Below are 16,940 nucleotides of genomic sequence, written 5' to 3'. Positions count from 1 at the left end.
AACCCCCGACGCGGGCCCCCAGCCCTGATCTCCAGGGGTTGGGTGACCCCATGAAAAAGACGCGGCTGGCATGCTCCGTTGGGACCCAGAAATGTCCTGCATCCGACGTCGAAATCGGCCCTCGTGTGTGATCATAGATTGCAAGCCGCGATCCCACTGACCCGGCAGCCGCCTACTGGATCTAGCGTTGACACACTGGATGCCCCCCCATAGCTTGTGGGCCGCCGAGCGGCGGGCCGGGGTTCCGGCCGGCTGCTCTTGAGCTCTGGAGGCAGTGTGGTTTTCTTGCGCGACGCCTGCTTCTGTCCGACAAATAGCTACATGTCGGCCTCCTGTTTCAAGGCCATCGGGTCCTGATCGGAAGAAGCAGTCCCGCCCTCCTATCTCTGAAGCCGTCATCTACGGGGCAGTCCGCCCTGCTGGCTACGCCATTGCCTTGCCCGGAAGTGAGACGCCCTTGACCGTCCAGACGCCTTTCAAGCCGAACGCCGTCGCCTCGCCACCCCCCGACTCCGCCGCCGTGGCGCCCGCCACGCAAGCCCCGTCGGCCACCGGCGACTTCACCACCACCATGCGGGTGAAGAAGCGCAACGGCACGGCGGAGCCGGTGGACCTCAACAAGATCGTCCGCGCGGTGGGCAAGTCGTGCGTGGGCCTGTCGCGCGTGGACGTGATGCGCGTGGCCACCAAGACCATCAGCGGCCTGTATGACGGCGCCACCACGCGGGAGCTGGACAGCCTGTCCATCCAGACCGCCGCGGCGCTCATCGTGGAGGAGCCCGAGTACGCCCGGCTCTCCGCGCGCCTGCTCTCCACCTTCATGCAGAAGGAGGTCAGCAACCAGGACATCCAGTCCTTCAGCCAGTCCGTCGCCGCCGGCCACAAGCACGGCCTCATCGCGGACCGCCTGCTCACCTTCGTCCAGGCCAACGCGCGCAAGCTCAACGCCGCCATCGACCCGGTCCGCAACGACCTGTTCGAGTACTTCGGCCTGCGCACCGTCTACGACCGCTACCTGCTCAAGAACCCGCAGACGCGCGAAGTGATTGAGACGCCGCAGGACTTCTTCCTCCGCGTGGCGTGCTCCCTGTCCGGCGACAACGCGCGCGAGGCCATCGAGCTCTACCGCCTGTTCAGCTCGCTGGAGTACCTGCCCAGCTCCCCCACCCTGTTCAACTCCGGCACGCGCCACGAGCAGCTCTCCAGCTGCTTCCTCCTGGACTCGCCGGCGGACGAGCTGGACGCCATCTACAAGAAGTATTCGGACATCGCGATGCTGTCGAAGTTCAGCGGCGGCATCGGCGTGGCGTACCACCGCGTGCGCGCGCGCGGCTCGCTCATCAAGTCCACCAACGGCCACTCCAACGGCATCGTCCCGTGGCTCAAGACGCTGGACGCGTCCGTGGCGGCGGTGAACCAGGGCGGCAAGCGCAAGGGCGCGTGCTGCGTGTACCTGGAGACGTGGCACGCGGACATCGAGGACTTCCTCGAGCTGCGCGACAACACCGGTGACGAGGCCCGCCGCGCGCACAACCTGAACCTGGCCAACTGGGTGCCGGACCTCTTCATGCGCCGCGTGGAGGCCGACCAGGAGTGGAGCCTCTTCGACCCGAAGACGACGCCCCACCTCACCGACCTCTTCGGCGAGGCCTTCGAGAAGGCCTACGCGGAGGCCGAAGCGCAGGGCCACGCCGTGCGCAAGGTGAAGGCGCGCGACCTGTACGCCCGGATGATGAAGGTGCTGGCCCAGACGGGCAACGGCTGGATGACCTTCAAGGACATCTGCAACCGCAAGAGCAACCAGACGGGCCAGCCGGGCAACGTCATCCACCTGTCCAACCTGTGCACCGAAATCCTGGAGGTCACGAGCCAGGGTGAGACGGCGGTGTGCAACCTGGGCTCGCTCAACCTGGGCCGCATGGTGAAGGACGGGAAGTTCGACTTCGACCAGCTGCGCTCCAACGCGATGCTCGCGCTCAAGCAGTTGGACCGCGTCATCGACCTCAACTACTACCCCATCCCCACCGCCGCGGACTCCAACCGCCGCTGGCGCCCGGTGGGCCTGGGCCTGATGGGCCTCCAGGACGTCTTCTTCCAGCTGCGCCTGCCCTTCGACTCCGTGGAGGCGCGCAACCTGTCCAAGAAGATTTCGGAGGAGATCTACTACGCGGCGCTCGTCACCTCCTCCGACCTGGCGGAGCAGTTCGGCGCGCACCCGTCCTTCCCGGAGACGCGCGCGGCCAAGGGCGAGCTCCAGTTCGACAGCTGGGGCATCGTCCCGGAGGACACGCTGCGCTGGGACGCGCTGCGCTCGCGCATCATGAAGGTGGGCCTGCGCAACTCGCTGATGATCGCCATCGCGCCCACGGCCACCATCGCGTCCATCGCCGGCTGCTACGAGTGCATCGAGCCGCAGGTGTCCAACCTCTTCAAGCGGGAGACGCTGTCCGGTGACTTCCTCCAGGTGAACCGCTACCTGGTGCGCGACCTGCAGCAACTGGGCCTCTGGAACGAGAGCACCCGCAACCGCATCAAGCTGGCCGAAGGCAGCGTGCAGGACCTCACGGAGCTGCCGGAGGCGCTGCGCGCCATCTACCGCACCGCGTGGGAGCTCCCCATGCGCGCGCTGCTGGACATGGGCGCGGACCGCGGCGCCTTCATCGACCAGAGCCAGTCGCTCAACCTCTTCGTGGAGACGCCCAACATCGGGAAGCTGTCCTCGATGTACTTCTACGCGTGGCAGAAGGGGCTGAAGACCACGTATTACATGCGCTCGCGCCCGGCGACCCGCATCGCCAAGGCCACCGTGGGCCAGGGCGGCCCGACGATGACGGCCGCCCCCACGCCCGCGCCGCAGGTGGTGACGGCGGAGGCGGAAGCGGTGGCGTGCTCGCTGGAGAACCCCGAGGCGTGCGAGGCCTGCCAGTAGTCCCTGGCGGTCCCCACCCTGCTGTCCCCTGTCGTCGTGTGAGTAAGGGAGTACCGAAGCAATGCTGCTCGATCCGGGAATGAACCTGACGCTGCGCCCCATGGCGTATCCCGTCTTCTTCGAGATGTACCGCAACGCCATCAAGAACACCTGGACGGTGGAGGAGATCGACTTCTCCACGGACCTGGTGGACCTGCGCTCGAAGATGACGGACGCGGAGCGTCACCTCATCCACCGGCTGGTGGCCTTCTTCGCCACGGGCGACTCCATCGTCGGCAACAACCTGGTGCTCAACCTCTACAAGCACCTGAACGCGCCCGAAGCGCGCATGTACCTGTCGCGCCAGCTCTATGAAGAGGCCCTGCACGTCCAGTTCTACCTGACGCTGCTGGACAGCTACGTGCCGGACCCGGCGGAGCGCGCCAAGGCCTTCGCGGCGGTGGACAACATCCCGTCCATCCAGCGCAAGGCGCGCTTCTGCATGAAGTGGATGGACAGCATCCAGGCGCTGGATCAGGTCCGTTCCAAGTCGGACCGCCGCCAGTTCCTCTTGAACCTCATCTGCTTCGCGGGCTGCATTGAAGGACTCTTCTTCTTCGCGGCCTTCGCCTACGTGTACTTCCTGCGCAGCAAGGGGCTGCTGAACGGTCTGGCCGCGGGCACCAACTGGGTGTTCCGCGACGAGTCCGCCCACATGACCTTCGCCTTCGAGGCCATCAAGACCGCGCGCAAGGAGGAGCCGGACCTCTTCGACGCGGGCATGGAGAAGGACGTCGTGCAGATGATGCGCGACGCGGTGGAGTGCGAGACGCAGTTCGCCCAGGACCTGCTGAGCGGCGGCGTGATGGGCCTCTCCGTACAGGAGATGCGCGGCTACCTGGAGTACGTGGCCGACCAGCGCCTGCAGATGCTGGGCATCGCCCCCGTCTTCCACACCAAGAACCCGCTGCACTTCATGGACCTGCAGGACGTGCAGGAGCTCACCAACTTCTTCGAGCGCCGCGTGTCGTCCTACCAGGTCGCCGTGGGCGTGGGCGCCGCCAACGACGTCGTCTTCGACGCCGCCTTCTAGGCCTCTCCCCTGCTTCACACACAAAGGCCGTGCCCCGCGACGAAGCGAGGCACGGCCTTCGTGCTTCCAACCCTCTTTAGACGGGGTGCTCCACGTCGCGCGGGCCCGCCACGCGCTCCCGGCGCTCCTCGTCCGTCGCCTGCTCCGCGCGCGCGGCCGTAATCTGCACCGCCGGGCGGTTCACCAGCCGGTACACTGCGGACGCGAAGGCAGCCCCCAACAGCGGCGCGATGATGAACATCCACAGCTGGCGCAGGGCGTCGCCTCCGGCGAACAGCGCCGGGCCCAGGCTGCGCGCCGGGTTCACCGACGTGTTGGTGATGGGGATGCCCACCAGGTGGATGAGCGTCAGCACCAGGCCAATGGCCACGCCCGCGAAGCCCACCGGCGCCCGCGAGTCCGTGGCCCCCAGCACCGTCAGCACCAGCAGGAAGGTGAGCACCACCTCCGCGATGAAGGCCGCCCCGCCGCCGTAGCCCTCCGGCGACGCCACCCCGTAGCCGTTGCTGCCCAGCCCCTCCGCACCCGCGGAGTACCCGCCCGGCGCGCCCTTCGCGATGAGCAGCACCACGCCCGCGGCGAGGATGGCGCCCACGCACTGCGCGATGACGTAGCCAGCCAGGTGCCGCTTGTCGAACTTGCCCGCCATCATCAGGCCCACCGTCACGGCCGGGTTCACGTGGCAGCCGGAGATGGGGCCAATCGTGTACACCATGGCCAGCAGCGACAGCCCGAAGGCGAAGGCCACGCCCAGGAAGCCGATGCGGTCGCCCGCCAGCACCGCCGCCCCAACGCCTCCGAGCACCAGCACGAAGGTGCCCACCGCTTCCGCCAGGTACTTCTGCATCGCGTCGCCATTGGTGGGGGCCGTCCGGGCGGCCCTCACGTTTCCGTCTCGCATGTTCAAGCCTCCTCAGGGGTCCAGAGGAGAGGCTGTGCATGCGTGCGCCCCACAACGCGTGAGGGCCCTGCACACGGCCGCCGTGCGGCGCATGGACAAGGCCCTCGCAGTCCCGAGGCCCCCACCCCGAAGGGAGGGGCACCCGAGCCCATCAGGCGTTTCTCAGACGTGCTTCCAGATGCCGATGAACGGCAGGTTCCGGTACTTCTCGCCGTAGTCCAGGCCGTACCCGACGACGAACTTGTCCTCGATGACGAAGCCCTTGTAGTCGATTTCCACCTTCGCCTTGGCCCGCGCGGGCTTCTCCAGCAGCGAGCAGATCTTCACCGACGCCGGGTGCCGCGCCCGGAGGTTCTCCAGGAGGAAGCTCATGGTGAGCCCCGTGTCGATGATGTCCTCGATGATGAGCAGGTGCTTGCCCGCCATCGGCTTGGACACGTCCGTGGTGATGCGCACCTCGCCCGTGGACTCCGTACCGCCGTGGTAGCTGGACACGCCCAGGAACTCGAGCGTCAGCGGCAAGTCAATGGCGCGCGCCAGGTCGATGGCGAAGAACGCGGAGCCCTTGAGCACGCAGATGAGCGTCAGCTCCTTGCCCTCGTAGTCGCGGGTAATCTGCGCGCCCAGCTCCTTCACGCGCGCCTGCACGGCCTCCTCGGAGATGAGGACGCCGACATCCTTCTCGTGGAACGTCGTCACCGGGTGCTCCCTCTACACGTAGGCGTTGTTCATGATCTCCCCGAAGCCGCCGCCGCCGGGGACGATGTACTGACGGTCATCCAGGCCCCGCTCCTTCTCCCAGAGCAGGCCCGGCGCGGTGCCGAACACCTCCGGCGGGGACAGGCCGCGGTCCAGACGGAGCGCGTAGATGATGACGTCCGGGTGCTCCGTCGTCATCCGGCGCAGGTACTCCGGCGTGACGATGAGGTTGAGCGTGATGATGCGCCGGGCCTTCCCGGGCACCCTCGTCTTGTACAGCTGGATGGCCGTGGCCAGGCTGCCGCCCGTGGCCCCCATGGGGTCCGGGAACAGCACGAACGCGTCATCCACGTCCCCGCCAATCTTCGCGCCGCCAATCTCCGAACCCACCACCGCCTGGGCCGCGTCGATCATCCGGCTCATGATGATGTGGTCCTGGCGCACCAGGGACGGATCCACCGTGAAGTTGAGCAGGTCATACGTCACCTGCGACGGCAGCGTGCCCGCCCGCGCGATGTTCACCGTCACCACGCGCAGCTGCGGGTCCACCACCTCGCCCTGGTAGATGCCCAGGGGCGTGGAGTCGATCATGCGGGTGGGAATGGTCACCATCTTGCGCGGGAACTCCGCGTTGATGACCGTCTTCACCAGGTCCGCGTAGAGCTGCTCCACCAGCCGGTTGATCTGCGGCTGCAGCGTGCCCTTGGCGCACAGCGTGGCCAGTTGGGAGAGGAGAAACGGATTTCCCACCAGGTGGACGCTGGGACCATAGTGGTGGGCCATCTCGTTCAACTTGAACGGCACGTTCGCGTAGAGAGTGTCGCGCATCGGATGGGGCTCCCGCGCCGGTGACAGGCGGATTGAGGCTTTCAGTCGAACAGCTTCAGCGTCTGCGGAGGGCTCGCCTCCGCGGGTTCCGCCACGTGACACTTGCGGCAGCGCGGCTCGTAGGCACCCGCCGCGCCCACCACCACCCGCTCCTCGCTGCCAATGATGCGCTGCGAACGGTTGGCCGGGTTCCCGCACACCGCGCAGATGGCCAGCTCCTTCGTCACGTACTCCGCCACCGCCATCAGCTGCGGCATCGGCTCGAAGGGGCGCCCCTGGTAGTCCTGGTCCAGGCCCGCGCAGATGACGCGCATGCCCCGTTGGGCGAGCGCCTCGCACACCTGCACCACTTCTCCGCCCAGGAACTGCACCTCGTCGATGCCCACCACCTGCGTGTCGGGGGACAGGTGCCGGAAAATTTCTTCAGCCCTTTCGATAGGCAGGGACGTCAATTTCAACTGGCTGTGGCTGACCACCTGCGTGTCGTCGTAGCGGGTGTCGATGCGCGGCTTGAACACGCGCACCTTCTGCCGGCCGTACAGCGCGCGCTTGACGCGACGGATCAACTCCTCCGTCTTGCCGGAGAACATCGATCCGCAGATGACCTCTATCCACCCGATATCTTTGGGGAATTGATGCAATGGGCACTCGTCTCGGTGTGGCTGGGCGGGGCGAATCTCCGCGACCCATCCCTTCCCGTCAATTTCGTTTCCAGGCCGGCAAGCCCCCGCCTCCGCCGCCTGCCCGGCTGCTTCCCATGAAGTCCCGGAAGCCCTGGCAAGGGATTTGAATAGCCCTGGCTCCAGGTAGCAGGACGGGAACCTTGGGGGTGGGGCGTGGCGGCGACGGCGAACGAGGTGCAGGCGGGGAGTTGGGCGCAGCAGGCTTCTTTCTACACGTCACCGGCGTCGGTGGCGCTGCTCATGCTGAACCTGTTGGACGGGCTGTTCACCCTGCTCTTCCTGCAGCTGGGGGTGGCGGAGGAGCTCAACCCGGTGATGCGCGTGGCGTACGAGCAGTCACCGCTGCTCTTCATGTTCTCCAAGCTGCTCATCGTGAACGCGGGGCTGTGCCTGCTGTGCCTGCACCGCCGGCTCAAGGCCAGCCGCCTCGCCATCCGCGCGGGCGCCATCGTCTACGCCATCATCGTGGTCTACCACCTGGCCTTCCTCGCCCACCTGGTGAGTCATTGGCCCTTCGGGGCATGACGGCTGGAGGCCCAGTGAACGGTCCCCAGCGCGACAGGTAGGGGGTGCTTGCTTTTCACCTTCAGTCTGTCCCAGGCTTCCCCGTAGCTCCGGCCTTCCAGGTTCGGGGGGGGACCATGAACATCACCGACGTCCGGGTGTTTCCGGTCGAAGAGGACAAGCTCAAGGCGTACGTCACCATCACCCTGGATCACTGCTTCGTCGTGCGCGACCTGAAGGTGATCCACGGCTCCACCGGGCTCTTCATCGCGATGCCCGCGAAAAAACGGAAGGACGGGACCTACAAGGACATCGCCCATCCGTTGAACGCGGACACGCGAAGCCAGATGGAGCGGGTCATCCTCATCGAGTACGAGAAACACCTTCACCAGGCGCAGAACGGGACGCTCGGTCCCGTGGCGGCTGAACTCGACTAACGAACTTCCATTCGGGGCGCGCACGGGTTAGTCAGCGCCCCCATGCAGCCGTCGCGTGACTTCAAGGTGTTCGCCGGGAACTCGAACCCGGCGTTGGCGCAGCGCATCTGCGAATACCTCCAGCGGCCCCTGGGCAACGCGGTGGTGGACACGTTCTCCGACGGGGAGATCCACGTCGAGATCGGCGAGAACGTGCGAGGACAGGACGTGTTCATCGTCCAGTCCACCTGTCCGCCGACGAATCACCACCTGATGGAGCTGCTGATCATGTGCGACGCCCTCAAGCGGGCGAGCGCCGGCTCCATCACCGCCGTGATGCCGTACTACGGGTACGCGCGACAGGACCGGAAGGTGGCGGCCCGCACGCCCATCACCGCCAAGCTGGTGGCGGACATGCTGGAGGTCGCGGGCGTCAACCGGGTGGTGTCCATGGACATGCACGCCGGGCAGATCCAGGGCTTCTTCAACATGCCCTCGGATCATCTCTACGGCTCGCCGGTGTTCCTGGAGGACATCCGCAAGCGCTTCACGGAGTCGAGCGAGCTGGTCATCGTCAGCCCGGACGCCGGCGGCGTGGAGCGCGCGCGCGCCTACTCCAAGCGGCTGAACACGGGGCTGGCCATCATCGACAAGCGCCGCCCGCGCCCCAACGCCTCGGAGGTGATGAACCTCATTGGCGACGTGAACGGCAAGGACGCCATCCTGGTAGACGACATGGTGGACACCGCGGGCACGCTCGCCCAGGCGGCCCTCGCGCTGAAGGACAAGGGCGCGCGCCGGGTGCTCGCGTACGCGGTGCACCCCATCCTGTCCGGCCCCGCCATCCAGCGCATCACCGACTCCGTCCTGGAGGAGGTCGTCTTCACGGACACGGTGCCGCTCGCGGCCAACGCCAAGGCGTGCCCGAAGATCCGCGCCCTGCAGACGGACGCCCTCTTCGGGGAAGCCATCGCGCGCATCCACCGCGCGGACTCGCTGAGCTCGCTGTTCGTCTGAAGTCCGTCCGAGCTTGAGAGCCGCCTGGAGTCCGGGCGGCTTGACGAAGGACCCCGGGGGCTGGCATGTCCGGCCCCCTCCACCGGTTCCATGGGCCCGTCACAACGGCCCGGGCGCCGTCTTCGGGGCCCACCATGGGGGTGGGATGCCGAGGGCGCCCAGACGCCGGTGAACACCGCGGTACCCACCGATAAAGAGAGATTTCCATGGCCACCGACAAGAGCACCCTCGAAGCGCAGGCCCGTGAAGGTTCCGGCAAGGGCATTGCCCGCCGCCTGCGTGCGTCCGGCCAGGTTCCCGCCGTCGTCTACGGCAAGCACCTGAAGGCGCCGCTGCACATCTCCGTGGACCCCAAGGCCATCCGCACGGCCATCAACACCCCGCACAAGCTGAACACGCTCATCCAGCTGAAGCTGGCCGGCAATGAGCAGCAGGTCCTGCTGAAGGACTACCAGATGGATCCGCTCACCCGCGACATCCTGCACGCGGACTTCATCGCCGTGAGCGAGAAGGAGCAGGTCAAGGTGAACCTCCCCGTCGTGCTCACCGGCAAGGCCCCGGGCGTGGCGGAGGGCGGTCTGCTCACGCAGATCCGCCGCAACCTGGAGGTCTGGGCGCTCCCCGGCGCCATCCCGCTCCAGATTGAAGTGGACGTCAGCAATCTGCAGATCGCGGAAGCCATCCACGTGAACGACGTGAAGCTCCCCGAGGGCGTGTCCGTGAAGACGCACGTCAACTACACCATCGCGGTCCTCGCCGCGCCGGAAGCGGCGGAGGCGGCTCCGGCGGCCGCGGCGGCTGCTGCCCCGGCGGCGGGCAAGGCGGCGGACGCGAAGGCGGGCGACGCGAAGGCCCCCGCGGCGGCCGCGGCCAAGGCCCCGGCCAAGGCCGCGGCGAAGAAGTAGTCCTCTTCCGCCGTTCGGTATCTCCTCGCGGGGCGGGCCTCTTCCAGGGCCTGCCCCGCTGTCTTTTTCCGGGTGTAGGCCCTTCAAGGTCCCCACCCTCCTCTGGAGCCTTCCATGAAGCTCATCTGCGGGCTGGGCAACCCCGGGCGCGAGTACGAGCGCCACCGCCACAACGTCGGGTTCATGGTGGTGGACGCGCTCCTGTCGCGCGCCCGCGCGGAGCTCACCCAGGACAAGTTCCAGGCGCGGGTGGGCCAGGGGAGCCTGGGCGGCGAGCGCATCCTCTTCGTGGAGCCGCAGACGTACATGAACCTGTCCGGCCGCTCCGTGGCGGAGGCCGCGCGCTTCTACAAGGTCGAAGTGCAGGACGTGCTCGTGGTGCACGACGAGCTGGACCTGCCCTTCGGGCGGCTGCAGCTCAAGGCGGGCGGCGGCGCGGGCGGGCACAACGGGCTCAAGAGCATGGTGCAGTGCCTGGGCGAGGACGCCTTCATCCGCGTACGGGTGGGCATTGGCAAGCCGGAGGGCCCCAACGCCAAGGAGCGCGTGGCGGGCTACGTCCTGTCCAACTTCGACGACGGCGAGCGCCGCCAGTTGGAGGAGCTCGTCGGGAAGGCGGCGGACATGGCGGAGAGCTGGGTGCGCGACGGGCTCTCCACGGCGATGAACCGCCACAACCGCAAGGCCTGAAGCGCGGGGCCGGCTGGTTGCCCCCCTGGCTCCCCTTGACTTTCCAGGAGGGGTCCTCTTAGAAGCCCCTTCCCCCGGAGTGCGTCCCACGCTTTCCGGTGGATGTTCTTTCAAAGCTTCCCGTGTTCACGCACGGGCCAAGGCGCGATGGTGACGGGCGCGCGAGAGGATTTCCCGTCCCCGGTGGTGGCCTTCGAGGGCCTCCGGCCGTTTCCCCGCTCCCCGGATGGTCCGGGGGGCACTCGACCCCAAGGGGAGAGAAACATGGCAGAGACGCAGGCCGCCAAGCGGCTTCGTGAGTACGAGACCATCTTCCTGGTCAAGCCGGACGTGACCGACGACAACGTGGACAAGCTCAAGGAGCGCGTCCGCACCATCGTTTCGCGTGAGGGCGGCAAGGTCCTCCGCTTCACGGTGTGGGGGAAGAAGAAGACCCTGTTCCCCGTGGCCAAGCAGCCCCGCGCCATCTACGTCCACACGAGCTTCCTGGGTGACGGCAAGCTGGTGGCGGAGATCGAGCGCAACCTGCGCAACATCGACGACGTCACGCGCTACATCTCCGTGAAGATCGCGGACGAGGTGGATCCCGAGTCCCGTCCGGTGCTCGAGGACCTCAAGCTGGCCGGCGACGTCGAGGAGACCCGTCCGGGCGCTCCCGTCGAGCGCGAGGGTGGCTTCCGCAGCGAGACGCCTGAGTTCGCGGGTGGCGATTCGGAAGAGGAGTCCACGGAGGAGGCGTAACGCCTCTGACGGGACCTTCACCCAACCTTCCAGGAAACGAGAACGTTCATGAGCAACGGCATGGATAGCAAGCAGGGCGCGGGCGCTTCCCGCGGCCCCGGTGGCGGTGGCGGCGGCTACGGCGGCGGTTCGCGCGGTGGCGACCGTGGTGGCGATCGCGGCGGTGACCGCGACCGTGGTGGTGATCGCGGCGACCGCGGCGGCATGGGCGGCGACGACGACAAGCGCGGTGGCCGCGGCTTCGGCCGCAAGAAGGTCTGCCGGTTCTGCGCGGAGAAGAACGCGTCGGTGGACTTCAAGGACCAGGCGACGCTGAAGTACTTCGTCACCGAGCGCGGCAAGATCATCCCCCGCCGCATCTCCGGCAACTGCGCGAAGCACCAGCGTGAGGTGGCGGTGGCCATCAAGCGCGCCCGCGGCATCGCGCTCCTCCCCTACAACGCGGTGGTCGGCTAGTCGCCGGTCCGCAACACAGGAGACAGAAACATGAAGGTCATTCTGCGTGAGGACATCGACAACCTCGGCAAGTCCGGCGAGCTCGTCACGGTGAAGGACGGCTTCGGCCGTAACTTCCTGCTGCCGCGCAAGAAGGCGGTCCTGGCGAGCGAGCAGAACCTGCGTCAGCTGGAGCACGAGAAGGCCGTGCACACGGCGCGCAATGCCAAGCTGAAGGGCGCTGCCGACGAGCAGGCCAAGAAGCTGGGCAGCGTCAAGGTCACCATCAAGCGCAAGGTGGGCGAGCAGGACAAGCTGTTCGGCTCCGTCACGGTGCTGGACATCGCCGAGGCGCTCGCGGCCCAGGGCCAGCAGGTGGATCGCCGCCAGTTGCACCTGGCCGAGCCCATCAAGTCGCTGGGCAACTACGAAGTGGAGCTCCGCCTGCACCGCGAGGTGACGGCGAAGATCAAGGTCGACGTGGTGGCCGAGTAGTCCACCGCATCACCTGAAGCGCTCCATCGCTTCAAGGGAAGGGCCGTCCGGGCAACCGGGCGGCCCTTTTCGCGTCTCCGGGGCGGAGGCCGTCCGGCTCGCGCCGCTGGCGGTCCGTTTCACGGCATCCGCGTGGATGCAGGGCCCCAGGCGTGGGTACTTCAGCGGCGGACACCGCCTGGAGGTCTCCGCCACGTGAGCGCCCCAATCCGCCCCGCCGCCGCGCACCACCCCGACCTGGACTGGCTCCGGGTGCTGGCCATCGTGGTGCTGCACCTGTTCCACACCGGGATGATGTTCAACACCTGGGAGTGGCACATCAAGAGCCCCCAGGCGCTGCCGCTGCTGGAGCCTGTCATGGGGGTGCTGCACCTGGTGCGCATGCCGCTGCTGATGGTCATCTCCGGCGCGGGCACCGCGTTCGCGCTCCGGCGGCGCTCCTTGAGGGCGTTCACGAAGGACCGGACGAAGCGGCTGTTGTTGCCGCTGGTGTTCGGCATGTTCGTGGTGGTGCCGCCGCAGATCTACGTGGAGCGGCTGTTCCAGGGCCGCATCCAGGGGAGCTACGCCGCGTTCTACCCGACGGTGTTCGACTTCGTGCCCTACCCCGCGGGCAGCTTCAGCTGGCACCATCTGTGGTTCGTGGCCTACCTGTTCGTCTACTGCCTCCTGGCCCTGCCCCTCTTCGCGGCGCTGCGCACGCAGGCCGGGGGGCGGTTCCTCGCGTGGGCGGATGCGTGGGTGTCGCGTGGGGTGAACGTGCTGTGGCTCGTGGTGCCGCTGGCGCTCAACCGGGTGCTGCTGCGCGACTTCCCGGAGACGCACGCGCTGCTGGATGATCCGCGCACGATCATTCACTACGGACTGCTGTTCCTCTATGGCCACCTGCTGGGCCGCTGCCCGGGTGTGTGGGGCCGGCTGGTGGCGCTGCGCCACGTGCTGCTAGCCGTGGCGTTGGCGGCGCTCGTGGTGGAGCTGGTGTGGCCGTGGCCGGTGATGCCGGTGGTGCCCGCCATCATGGGGGGCACGGTGCTCATCTGGAGCGGGCTGCTGACGGCGATGGCCTGGGCGCGGCACCACGTGCGCACGGCCCCCGCGTGGCTTTCGCACGCGCAGGCGCTGTCGTATCCGTTCTACATCTTCCACCAGACGGTCATCCTCTGCGTGGGCTACCTGTGCCTGCGCCTGCCAGTGGGGCCCTGGGCCATGCTCCTCGCGGTGCTCACGCTGTCCTTCGCCGTCACGCTGGCGCTGTGTGAAGGCGTGTCCCGCGTGGCCTGGCTCCGGCCGCTCTTCGGCATGAAGCCCCGCGCCGCGCGTCCGGCCGTCCTGGCGCAAGAGGCCGTGGGGTGAGGGCCTGGGAGGACGTTCCATCCACGCGGTGGCGCTGGCCCCGGCTGCGCTTGCGTCCGGCGCTGAAGGTCCTGGCGTTCGGGCTGGCCCTGGGCGTGTGGCAGGGCAGCGCGGTGCGGCTGATGCAGCTGATGCGGCCGCATCCGGGCCATTGGGCGCCGGCGTTCATCTGGGAGATGACCAGCGCGCTCGCCGTCACGCTGCTGCTCCCCGTCCTGATGACGGCGGTGCTCAACGCGCCGGCCCCTCGCGTGGGCTGGACGCGCTTCCTGGGCATCCACGCGGCGGCATTCAGCCTCTTCACGTCGCTGCACATCGCGCTGATGGCGGGGCTGCGGCATGGCATCTACGCGCTGCTGGAGCTGGGGGACTACGACCTGGGGCCTCCCGTGTACGCGCTCCCCATGGAGGCGCAGAAGGACCTGATTACCTACGGCCTGGGCTGCGCGGTCATCTCGCTCCTGTACGAGTGGCGACAGCGGCAGGCCCGGGCGCTGCGCTCGGCGGAGCTGGAGGGCGAGCTGCGGGCCGCGCAACTCCAGTCGCTCACGGGCCAGCTGCACCCGCACTTCCTCTTCAACGCGCTGCACACCATCGGGTCGGTGATGTACGAGGACCTGCCGCGCACGGACCGGCTCTTGAGCGACCTGGGGCAGCTCCTGCGCGCGAGCCTGGAGCGCACCGAGCCCACCTGGACGCTGGCCGAGGAGCGCGGGCACACCGAGCGCTTCGTCGCATTGCTCGCGGCGCGCTTCGGCGACCGGTTGGACGTGCGCTGGGACGTGGCGCCGGGCCTGGAGACCCAACGCGTGCCCTGCTTCGCGTTGCAGACGCTGGTGGAGAACGCGGTGAAGCACAACCAGGACCTGCGCGGCGCGCTGGAGGTGCGCATCCGCGCGCGTGCTGAAACGGACCGCTGGGCGCTGGAGGTGGAGGACACCGGGCGCGGCTTCGGGGCTCCCTCCCCTGCCGCCGGGCCTGGCGTGGGGCTGACGCAGTTGGAGCGCGTGCTCACGCTGCTGCACGGAGACAGGGCACGGCTGGAGCGCGGCGCGGGACCGGAGGGTGGCGCGCGCGTGACGGTATGGCTGCCCCGGGTGGAGGTCGCATGACGGTGTTCCGCGTGCTGGTGGTGGACGACGAGGCGCCCGCGCGCGCGAAGGTGAAGCGCCTGCTGGCGGACGACGCGCGCTTCACCTGCGTGGGCGAGGCCTCGGACGGCACGGAGGCGCTCGCGCGCATCGAGTCGCTGCGGCCGGACCTGGTGGTGCTGGACGTGCAGATGCCCGGCCTCACCGGCTTCGAGGTCCTGGAGACGCTCGGGACGGACGCCTGCCCCGCGGTCATCTTCTCCACCGCCTACGAGCGCTTCGCGCTCCAGGCCTTCGAGGCCCACGCGGCGGACTACCTCCTCAAGCCCTATGACGCGGGCCGCTTCACCCGGGCGCTCGACAAGGCCCATGTGCTGCTGAGCGCGGGCACGCGCGGCTCGGCCGCGATGGACGCCCTGCTCGCCACGGTGGCGAAGGCCCGCCCGGAACGCCCGCTGGAGCGGCTGGTGGTGAAGGTGGGCGAGGGCTGGGTGCCCCTGCGCCTGGACACCGTGTGGCGCCTGTCGTCGGAGGACAAGTACGTGCGGCTCTTCACCGCCCAGGGCGAACACCTGGTGCGCCAGACGCTGCGGGCCCTGGAGGAGCGCCTGGACCCCACCCGCTTCGTGCGCGTGCACCGCGGCGACCTGGTGAACCTGGAGGCCGTGGCCCGCCTGGAGCCGTGGACGCATGGGGACGGCATCCTGGTGCTCAAGGACAGCTCCACGGTGATCCTCAGTCGCACCTACCGGGAGGCCTTCCTCCAGCAGTGGGGCGCCGCCGAATAGCCCGACGCGCGGGGTCGGTTCACCTGGAGGCCGGGCGGAGGTGCCACGGCGGGTCGCGGCATCCCTCCCGGACCTACCGGTTGCTACAGGACTGTTGCAGGAAACTGGACGTCCGCTGGACCGTGTCAGACGCTGCCTGTAGAGGTTCCAAGCAGCCATGCAGAACGTCCTGGACGGTAGGGAAGGTCGGCGGGTCCACGAGGATCTCGCCGCGGAGCGTGCGGTGCTGGGCGCCGTGCTGGCGGACAACGGGCTCATCACGCCCGTGGCGGAGGTCGTCCACGCGGACGACTTCGCCAGCCCTTCGCACGCGCAGATCTTCTCCGCGATGATGCGGTTGGATCAGCAGAGCAAGCAGGTGGACCACCTGACGCTCGCGGAGGAGCTCAAGGTCCTGGGCCAGCTCGTCTCGGTGGGCGGCCCCGCGTACCTGATGGGCCTGGACCAGGTCGTCCCGCTGGCGGCCAACGCCGTCCAGTACGCCCACATCGTCAAGGACCAGGCGCTGCGCCGGCGCCTGGCCAACGTGGGCCGGGAGATCCAAGAGCTCGCCAGCCAGGAGACGGGCGAGCTGGACGTCCTGCTCGACGAGGCCGAGCGCAAGGTCTTCCTCCTCGCGGAGAAGAAGCGCGAAGGCGACCTGCGTCCGGTCAGCGAGCTGATGGAGCAGACGCTCGACCTGCTGGACAAGATGAAGACCGCGAACACCGGCGTGACCGGTCTGTCCACGGGCTACATCGACCTGGACAATCAGCTGACCGGCCTGCACGCCGGTGAGCTCATCATCCTCGCGGCGCGTCCCGGCGTGGGCAAGACGTCCTTCGCCATGAACATCGCGGTGCACGCGGCGCTGAAGGAGAACAAGGCCGTCGGCATCTTCAGCCTGGAAATGCCCGCGGATCAGCTGCTCATGCGTCTGCTCGCGTCCACGGCGCGCGTGGACATGAAGAAGCTGCGCGGCGGCCGGCTGTCCCCGCACGACGAGGAGAAGTTCCAGGAGATGGCGGGCGCGCTCTACAACGCCCCCATCTACATCGACGACTCCGGCGGCCTGTCCCCGTTCGACCTGCGCGCGAAGGCGCGGCGCGTGAAGCAGAAGGACCCGCGCCTGTCGCTGCTCGTCATCGACTACCTCCAGCTGATGCACCAGAAGGGCAAGGTGGAGAGCCGCCAGCTGGAAGTCGCTGAAATCTCCCGCGCGCTCAAGCAGCTGGCCAAGGAGCTGGAGGTGCCCATCATCGCGCTCAGCCAGCTCAGCCGTAAGGTGGAGGAGCGCAAGGGCGGCAAGCCCATGCTGTCCGACCTGCGTGAGTCCGGCTCCATCGAGCAGGACGCCGACGTGGTGATGTTCATCCACCGCGAGACGGAAGAAGATGGCGGCGAGGGTGGAGGA

18 protein-coding genes are annotated in these 16,940 nt (G+C 68.1%); 14 read left to right on the top strand and 4 right to left on the bottom strand.

Going from position 1 to position 16,940, the window contains the following annotated elements:
• Positions 1 to 571 precede the first annotated feature (571 nt).
• Complete coding sequence (locus tag D7Y15_RS36315; RefSeq protein ID WP_171809648.1) at positions 572 to 2,929, top strand: ribonucleoside-diphosphate reductase subunit alpha; 2,358 nt, start codon at positions 572 to 574, stop codon at positions 2,927 to 2,929.
• 61 nt (positions 2,930 to 2,990) lie between these two features.
• Positions 2,991 to 4,001, top strand: a complete 1,011-nt coding sequence (locus D7Y15_RS36310; RefSeq protein ID WP_120579921.1) for a ribonucleotide-diphosphate reductase subunit beta — start codon at positions 2,991 to 2,993, stop codon at positions 3,999 to 4,001.
• Positions 4,002 to 4,077: 76 nt separating this feature from the next.
• On the opposite strand, the gene aqpZ is transcribed toward D7Y15_RS36310, so the two are convergent.
• The 4 genes from aqpZ to D7Y15_RS36290 all read right to left on the bottom strand — a co-directional run bounded on the left by aqpZ (position 4,078) and on the right by D7Y15_RS36290 (position 7,070).
• The gene (gene aqpZ, locus D7Y15_RS36305) at positions 4,078 to 4,902 is read right to left on the bottom strand and encodes an aquaporin Z (RefSeq protein WP_121755441.1); all 825 of its coding nucleotides are present in this window, start codon (positions 4,900 to 4,902) and stop codon (positions 4,078 to 4,080) included.
• Between the two features lie 162 nt (positions 4,903 to 5,064).
• Entirely contained in the window at positions 5,065 to 5,601 is a 537-nt protein-coding gene (hpt, locus tag D7Y15_RS36300; protein WP_120579919.1) for a hypoxanthine phosphoribosyltransferase, read from the bottom strand.
• A 12-nt stretch (positions 5,602 to 5,613) separates the two neighbouring features.
• Positions 5,614 to 6,429: a uracil phosphoribosyltransferase gene (locus D7Y15_RS36295; RefSeq protein ID WP_120579918.1), complete on the bottom strand. Its 816-nt coding sequence runs from the start codon at positions 6,427 to 6,429 to the stop codon at positions 5,614 to 5,616.
• Between the two features lie 41 nt (positions 6,430 to 6,470).
• Positions 6,471 to 7,070 carry a thymidine kinase gene (locus D7Y15_RS36290; RefSeq protein ID WP_043321219.1) on the bottom strand — a complete coding sequence of 200 codons (600 nt, stop codon included), beginning with the start codon at positions 7,068 to 7,070 and terminating at the stop codon, positions 6,471 to 6,473.
• 195 nt (positions 7,071 to 7,265) lie between these two features.
• Here D7Y15_RS36290 and D7Y15_RS36285 point away from each other — a divergent pair, with 195 nt between their 5' ends.
• The 12 genes from D7Y15_RS36285 to dnaB all read left to right on the top strand — a co-directional run.
• Positions 7,266 to 7,637 (top strand): DUF5658 family protein, encoded by a 372-nt coding sequence (locus D7Y15_RS36285; protein ID WP_120579917.1) that lies wholly within the window; start codon positions 7,266 to 7,268, stop codon positions 7,635 to 7,637.
• A 116-nt stretch (positions 7,638 to 7,753) separates the two neighbouring features.
• Positions 7,754 to 8,053, top strand: a complete 300-nt coding sequence (gene spoVG, locus D7Y15_RS36280) for a septation regulator SpoVG (RefSeq protein WP_014395244.1) — start codon at positions 7,754 to 7,756, stop codon at positions 8,051 to 8,053.
• A gap of 42 nt (positions 8,054 to 8,095) precedes the next feature.
• Positions 8,096 to 9,049 carry a ribose-phosphate pyrophosphokinase gene (locus D7Y15_RS36275; RefSeq protein ID WP_120579916.1) on the top strand — a complete coding sequence of 318 codons (954 nt, stop codon included), beginning with the start codon at positions 8,096 to 8,098 and terminating at the stop codon, positions 9,047 to 9,049.
• A 206-nt stretch (positions 9,050 to 9,255) separates the two neighbouring features.
• Positions 9,256 to 9,954 (top strand): 50S ribosomal protein L25/general stress protein Ctc, encoded by a 699-nt coding sequence (locus D7Y15_RS36270; RefSeq protein WP_120579915.1) that lies wholly within the window; start codon positions 9,256 to 9,258, stop codon positions 9,952 to 9,954.
• A 114-nt stretch (positions 9,955 to 10,068) separates the two neighbouring features.
• Positions 10,069 to 10,644: an aminoacyl-tRNA hydrolase gene (gene pth, locus D7Y15_RS36265; RefSeq protein ID WP_120579914.1), complete on the top strand. Its 576-nt coding sequence runs from the start codon at positions 10,069 to 10,071 to the stop codon at positions 10,642 to 10,644.
• 264 nt (positions 10,645 to 10,908) lie between these two features.
• On the top strand, positions 10,909 to 11,385 hold the full coding sequence (rpsF, locus tag D7Y15_RS36260) for a 30S ribosomal protein S6 (protein WP_120579913.1): 477 nt from the start codon (positions 10,909 to 10,911) through the stop codon (positions 11,383 to 11,385).
• Between the two features lie 48 nt (positions 11,386 to 11,433).
• Positions 11,434 to 11,841: a 30S ribosomal protein S18 gene (gene rpsR, locus D7Y15_RS36255; protein WP_120524744.1), complete on the top strand. Its 408-nt coding sequence runs from the start codon at positions 11,434 to 11,436 to the stop codon at positions 11,839 to 11,841.
• Positions 11,842 to 11,871: 30 nt separating this feature from the next.
• A complete protein-coding gene (gene rplI, locus D7Y15_RS36250) occupies positions 11,872 to 12,315 on the top strand; it encodes a 50S ribosomal protein L9 (RefSeq protein ID WP_120579912.1) in 444 nt (147 codons plus the stop codon).
• 195 nt (positions 12,316 to 12,510) lie between these two features.
• Positions 12,511 to 13,668, top strand: coding sequence for an acyltransferase (locus D7Y15_RS36245; protein WP_121755440.1), 1,158 nt, complete (start codon positions 12,511 to 12,513; stop codon positions 13,666 to 13,668).
• On the top strand, positions 13,665 to 14,780 hold the full coding sequence (locus D7Y15_RS36240; RefSeq protein WP_121755439.1) for a sensor histidine kinase: 1,116 nt from the start codon (positions 13,665 to 13,667) through the stop codon (positions 14,778 to 14,780). Before D7Y15_RS36245 ends, D7Y15_RS36240 begins: the two co-directional genes overlap by 4 nt.
• The gene (locus tag D7Y15_RS36235; RefSeq protein WP_121755438.1) at positions 14,777 to 15,547 is read left to right on the top strand and encodes a LytTR family DNA-binding domain-containing protein; all 771 of its coding nucleotides are present in this window, start codon (positions 14,777 to 14,779) and stop codon (positions 15,545 to 15,547) included. The genes D7Y15_RS36240 and D7Y15_RS36235 overlap by 4 nt, the downstream gene beginning before the upstream one ends.
• Positions 15,548 to 15,704: 157 nt before the next feature.
• On the top strand, positions 15,705 to 16,940 hold a 1,236-nt coding region (gene dnaB, locus D7Y15_RS36230; protein ID WP_121755437.1), incomplete at its 3' end, for a replicative DNA helicase.

The organism is Corallococcus sp. AB030 (genome assembly GCF_003668965.1).
GTDB lineage: Bacteria > Myxococcota > Myxococcia > Myxococcales > Myxococcaceae > Corallococcus > Corallococcus exiguus.
This window is presented reverse-complemented; position numbering and strand designations above follow the sequence as displayed.

Coding starts and splice junctions, on each gene's coding strand:
- D7Y15_RS36315 (WP_171809648.1), top strand. CDS start 572: ATGCGGGTGAAGAAGCGCAACGGCACGGCGGAGCCGGTGGACCTCAAC.
- D7Y15_RS36310 (WP_120579921.1), top strand. CDS start 2,991: ATGCTGCTCGATCCGGGAATGAACCTGACGCTGCGCCCCATGGCGTAT.
- aqpZ (WP_121755441.1), bottom strand. CDS start 4,902: ATGCGAGACGGAAACGTGAGGGCCGCCCGGACGGCCCCCACCAATGGC.
- D7Y15_RS36295 (WP_120579918.1), bottom strand. CDS start 6,429: ATGCGCGACACTCTCTACGCGAACGTGCCGTTCAAGTTGAACGAGATG.
- spoVG (WP_014395244.1), top strand. CDS start 7,754: ATGAACATCACCGACGTCCGGGTGTTTCCGGTCGAAGAGGACAAGCTC.
- D7Y15_RS36275 (WP_120579916.1), top strand. CDS start 8,096: ATGCAGCCGTCGCGTGACTTCAAGGTGTTCGCCGGGAACTCGAACCCG.
- D7Y15_RS36270 (WP_120579915.1), top strand. CDS start 9,256: ATGGCCACCGACAAGAGCACCCTCGAAGCGCAGGCCCGTGAAGGTTCC.
- pth (WP_120579914.1), top strand. CDS start 10,069: ATGAAGCTCATCTGCGGGCTGGGCAACCCCGGGCGCGAGTACGAGCGC.
- rpsF (WP_120579913.1), top strand. CDS start 10,909: ATGGCAGAGACGCAGGCCGCCAAGCGGCTTCGTGAGTACGAGACCATC.
- rpsR (WP_120524744.1), top strand. CDS start 11,434: ATGAGCAACGGCATGGATAGCAAGCAGGGCGCGGGCGCTTCCCGCGGC.
- rplI (WP_120579912.1), top strand. CDS start 11,872: ATGAAGGTCATTCTGCGTGAGGACATCGACAACCTCGGCAAGTCCGGC.
- D7Y15_RS36235 (WP_121755438.1), top strand. CDS start 14,777: ATGACGGTGTTCCGCGTGCTGGTGGTGGACGACGAGGCGCCCGCGCGC.